Below are 4,667 nucleotides of genomic sequence, written 5' to 3' on the forward strand. Positions count from 1 at the left end.
GCGATCGAGTGTGTGTTCACGGCATCGAAAGTGAACATACGGCGGGATCTCTTCGACTTTTCCGCCCAGAACGCACACACAGCGCCCTGAGTACACACGACGCAAAACCCAGGCCACAGTGTGCAGTCACGGCGTCGCGGGTGTGTGGCCGTCGCGATCTAGCAGTCACGGCATCGCGAGGGTGTGGCCGTCGCGATCGAGTGTGTGTTCACGGCATCGAAAGTGAACATACGGCGGGATCTCTTCGGCTTTCCCGCCCACAACGCACACTCAACGCCAGAACGCACACTCGACGGAAACTCGGGCGATTACCCCTGCGTGATGTAGGACTGCAGCTGCTGCTGCTCGGCCTCGAGCTCCCCCATCCGGGTCTTCACCACGTCACCGATGCTGACGATCCCGATCAGCTTCTTGCCGTCGAGCACTGGCACATGACGCACCCGGTTCTGCGTCATCAGCACACTGATGGCGTCCACGGTGTCGGATTTTGTGCAGGTGGCGACGGCACTGGTCATGATCTTCGAGATAGGGCGAGACAGCACGCTGGCGCCATGCGTGTGTAGCTGGCGCACGACGTCGCGTTCCGAGACGATGCCGACCACACCCTCGTCGCCCACCACCACCATGGCGCCGATGTTCTGCTCAGCCAGGCCGGCAAGCAGTTCCCGGACCGTCGCGTCAGGGTTGATCGTCACCACCGCCGCCCCCTTGTTTCGCAAGACGTCCGCGATCCGCATTAACAAGCCCTCCCGTCGGTCGTGAGCTGCCTCACATCAGGCTACGGCTAGTTCACGCAACGGGAAAGCCAACACCCGAACGCATGGCGATGCAACAAACCCGGTATGCATTAGGGCCATGATCGAGATCACTTTGCTCGGAACCGGTAGCCCCATTCCCGACCCGAACCGGGCGGGCCCCTCGACGCTGGTGCGGGCGGGCGGGCAGGTGTTTTTGGTGGATTGCGGACGCGGCGCGCTGCAACGCGCAGCGGCCGTGGGTGTGGGTGCCGCCGGATTGTCGGCGCTGTTGCTCACTCACCTGCACAGCGACCACATCGCCGAACTCGGCGACCTGCTCATCACGAGTTGGATCACCAACTTCGCGCCCGATCCCCCGCCGCTGCAGGTCATCGGACCGCCCGGCACCGCGGAGACGGTAGCGGCGACGCTCAAGGCATTCGGCCACGACATCGAATACCGGATCGCGCACCACGACGATCTCAATGCCCCGCCACCGATTGAGGTCCACGAATACACCGACGGCCAGGTGTGGGACCGCGACGGGGTGACGATCCGGGTGGCCCCCACCGATCACCGCCCCGTCGCGCCGACGATCGGGTTCCGCGTCGAATCCGCCGGAACGTCAGTAGTGCTGGCCGGTGACACCGTGCCGTGCGAGACCCTCGACGAGCTGGCCGCCGGCGCAGACGCCTTGGTACACACCGCGATCCGCAAGGACATCCTGGCTCACGTCCCCCAGCAACGTGTGCAGGACGTCTGCGACTACCACTCCTCGGTGCAGGAAGCGGCGGCCACCGCAGCCCGCGCGGGGGTGGCCACGCTGATCCTGACGCACTACGTACCGGCCATCGCGCCAGGGCAAGAGGAGCAGTGGCGCGCGCTGGCCGCGTCTGAATTCAGCGGCCGGATTGAACTCGGCGACGACCTACACCGCGTCGAAGTGCACCCGCGGCAATAGCGCGCCCGCCGCCAGCAACCACAGCAACCCCGCCACCCGGGCAATCGGCAGGATCACGCCGAGCTCCGGCCAGGCCAACACCAGCGTGGTCAGCTCGGCGAGTGCCGCGATCGAAAGGCCGAGCCAGGCCAGCGGTCGCGACAACAGCCGCATAGCCAAGCCCGGCATCGCGATTGCGGCGATCTGCACTCCCAGCGCCGCGATGTGTCCCGGGCCGCCGATCAGAAACACCAGGAAATAAATCGCCCGGACCAGCGCTGGGTCCGCACCGACTTCGGGTCGCGACAACGTCCACCCGAGCAGGCCGGTCAGACCGAGCGCACCCGCGGCGAGCGTCCCCCCGACCAGCGCGACAGTTGCCGCAACCGGGGCCACATCGAGCCGGCGCAACCGGGCTGCTGTCACCGCCGCATAGACCGCCAGCGGCACCGACGAGGCGAACACGCAGGTGGCGATCACCTGCACCGCGACCGGTTCGGCACGCACGTAGGCCAGAACCTGAGCCGCGGGCCCGTATGGCAGCGGCATCACACCGCCCAGGACAACGCCGCCGGCAAGGCCACCGAACAGCAGCGCAAGGCAGATCAGCAACGGTAGAACCGCCGCTAACCGGTCGCGCCCGGCGGCGCCGTGCCATGAATTGAGCATCTGCGGCAATTCTTTACGGGAAACGCCAACCTGTCGTACAGATCGCAATACGATTGTTGGTCGTTCATCTAATTGGGAGTGCCGGTGTCGTATGTCGTCGTGGGGCCGGAAGCGATCCTGGCACGCGCGACCGATTTGGCCGGCATCAATACAGCCATCGCCGAGGCCAATGCGCTCGCGGCCGCCCAGACCACCGGCATGCAGGCGGCCGCAGCTGACCAGGTATCCACTTTGGTCGCCGAGCTGTTGGGGTCTTACGCGCAGAACTATCAGAAGATCGGCGCCCAGATGGCGGCCGTCCACGACCAGATCGTGCAGAACCTGGCGGGCGGCGCCGCAGCGTATGCCAGCGCCGAGGCCACCGCGCAGCAGGGGCTGCTCAGCGCGATCAATGCGCCGGCTCAGGCACTGTTGGGGCGTTCGATAATCGGCGACGGCGCCAACGGCGGAACCGTCAATGGAGTCGGCCAGCCCGGCGGCGACGGCGGCATCCTGTGGGGCAACGGCGGCCGGGGCGGCGACAGCACCAACCCCGGAGTTGCCGGCGGCGCCGGCGGTAACGCCGGGCTGATCGGCAACGGCGGCGCCGGGGGCCTGGGCGGCAACAGCGTCACGGCGAATGGGGGCGCCGGCGGGGCCGGTGGCCAGGGCGGCTGGATCTTCGGCAACGGCGGCGCGGGTGGCGCCGGTGGCATTGGCGGCAACGGCCTCAGCTTCGCCGGCGGCGCCGGCGGACTCGGCGGGAACACCGGGCTGATCGGTAACGGCGGGGCCGGCGGTGACGGCGGCCTCGGCGGCAGCAGCGGCGGCATCGGTGGTGTCGGCGGTCGCGGCGGCAGCGTCGGGGTGCTCAATTTCGGGTTGTCCGGCGACGGCGGGGCCGGTGGCCACGGCGGAAACGACACGAATGTTTCCGGGGTGGGCGGCGCCGGCGGCATAGGCGGCAACGGCGCGCTCCTGCACGGCAATGGCGGGGCCGGCGGTCACGGCGGCACGGGTTATTTCTCCGCCGGCCCGGGCGGTGACGGCGGGAAAGCCGGGTTCATCTACGGATACGGCGGTGTGGGTGGCGACGGCGGCAACGCCGTTCCGGTCGGCGCCGATTTCGGAGCAGGTGGTGGCGGCGGCTTCGGCGGCCCGGGCGGGATCTTCGGGGGCGGCGGCAACGGCGGCAACGGCGGCAACGGCATCAACGGCCCCTTCGTCGGCGGCCCCGGTAACAGCGGCGGCCCCGCTGGATTCTTCGGTAACGGCGGTGCCGGCGGCAACGGCGGGTTGGGTGGCGGCCCCGGCGGCTACGGCGGCTTGGGCGGCATCTTCTACGGCAGCGGCGGCGCCGGCGGTGCCGGCGGCGCCGGTGTGGCCGGCAACCCGGCGGGCGGGCTGGGCGGCTACGGCGGCAACACCTACTTCATCGGCAACGGCGGGCACGGGGGCGCAGGCGGCGCCGGTATCGGCGGCGGCGCAGGTGGTGGCGGCGGCGCCGGCGGAACTGCCGGTGAGCTGCTCGGAGACGGCGGCGGCGGTGGGAACGGGGGCGCCGCCGCCACCCCGGGCGCGGGCGGTTCCGGCGGCGTCGGCGGAAGCAGCCAGCTGATCGGCAACGGCGGCGACGGCGGCGACGGCACCGACGGTGGAACCGGAGCCGCCGGCGGTAGCGGCGGAACGCTGTTCGGTCGCCCGGGCAAGCACGGGACCCCATAACGATCTTGATCGAATTGCGTTAAGCTCCGCTCCTGCTCACTTGGAGCAAGCGTTCCTGACGTTGTGGAGGTGCCGGGTATGTCGTTCGTGGTTGCGGGGACCGAGGCGATCAGCGCCGCGGCCGCGAATCTGGCCGGTCTCAGTTCGACACTCAGCGAGGCCAACGCCGCCGCGGCAGTGCAAACGACCGCGGTGCAGGCCGCCGCGGCCGACCAGGTATCCGCCGCGGTGGCGGCGTTATTCGGATCGCATGGTCAGGCTTATCAAACGGTCAGCACCCAGATGTCGGCGTTCCACGAGCAGATCGTGCAAGCGCTGTCGGCAAGCGGGGCCGCCTATGCCGGCGCCGAAGCCGCCAACGTGCAGCAGACGCTACTGAACCTGATCAACGGACCGACCCAGACGCTGCTGGGCCGTCCACTGATCGGCGACGGCGCCAACGGCGCAACGGTCGCCGGCGTGGGACGGCCCGGCGGCGACGGCGGCATCCTGTGGGGCAATGGCGGCCGGGGCGGCGACAGCACGCTGGCCGGAATCGCCGGCGGTAACGGTGGCGCCGCCGGACTGATCGGCTCCGGCGGAACCGGCGGCACCGGCGGGTCGGGCGCGACCGGCGG

The 4,667-nt window shown here is 69.6% G+C and carries 5 protein-coding genes; 3 read left to right on the forward strand and 2 right to left on the reverse strand.

Annotated elements, in window-relative coordinates:
* Positions 1 to 308: 308 nt before the first annotated feature.
* Positions 309 to 737 carry a CBS domain-containing protein gene (locus tag BST12_RS28330; protein WP_083116482.1) on the reverse strand — a complete coding sequence of 143 codons (429 nt, stop codon included), beginning with the start codon at positions 735 to 737 and terminating at the stop codon, positions 309 to 311.
* Positions 738 to 855: 118 nt separating this feature from the next.
* On the opposite strand from BST12_RS28330, the gene BST12_RS28335 reads away from it, so the two are divergent.
* Positions 856 to 1,698: a ribonuclease Z gene (locus BST12_RS28335; protein WP_083116483.1), complete on the forward strand. Its 843-nt coding sequence runs from the start codon at positions 856 to 858 to the stop codon at positions 1,696 to 1,698.
* Here the strand turns inward: BST12_RS28335 and BST12_RS28340 are convergent.
* Positions 1,666 to 2,346 (reverse strand): hypothetical protein, encoded by a 681-nt coding sequence (locus BST12_RS28340; protein ID WP_245850612.1) that lies wholly within the window; start codon positions 2,344 to 2,346, stop codon positions 1,666 to 1,668. The genes BST12_RS28335 and BST12_RS28340 overlap by 33 nt on opposite strands.
* Positions 2,347 to 2,430: 84 nt before the next feature.
* On the opposite strand from BST12_RS28340, the gene BST12_RS28345 reads away from it, so the two are divergent.
* Both BST12_RS28345 and BST12_RS28350 read left to right on the forward strand, forming a co-directional pair.
* Positions 2,431 to 4,050, forward strand: coding sequence for a PE family protein (locus BST12_RS28345; RefSeq protein ID WP_083116485.1), 1,620 nt, complete (start codon positions 2,431 to 2,433; stop codon positions 4,048 to 4,050).
* A gap of 78 nt (positions 4,051 to 4,128) precedes the next feature.
* Positions 4,129 to 4,667 (forward strand): PE family protein (locus BST12_RS28350; RefSeq protein ID WP_139802015.1); only part of this gene is annotated, 539 nt, incomplete at its 3' end.

Origin of the sequence: Mycobacterium angelicum, from assembly GCF_002086155.1 — a bacterium.
GTDB lineage: Bacteria > Actinomycetota > Actinomycetes > Mycobacteriales > Mycobacteriaceae > Mycobacterium > Mycobacterium angelicum.

What these genes read in the sequence shown, in the direction of transcription:
- BST12_RS28330 (WP_083116482.1), bottom strand. Translation starts at nt 737, where the DNA reads ATGCGGATCGCGGACGTCTTGCGAAACAAGGGGGCGGCGGTGGTGACG.
- BST12_RS28335 (WP_083116483.1), top strand. Translation starts at nt 856, where the DNA reads ATGATCGAGATCACTTTGCTCGGAACCGGTAGCCCCATTCCCGACCCG.
- BST12_RS28340 (WP_245850612.1), bottom strand. Translation starts at nt 2,346, where the DNA reads ATGCTCAATTCATGGCACGGCGCCGCCGGGCGCGACCGGTTAGCGGCG.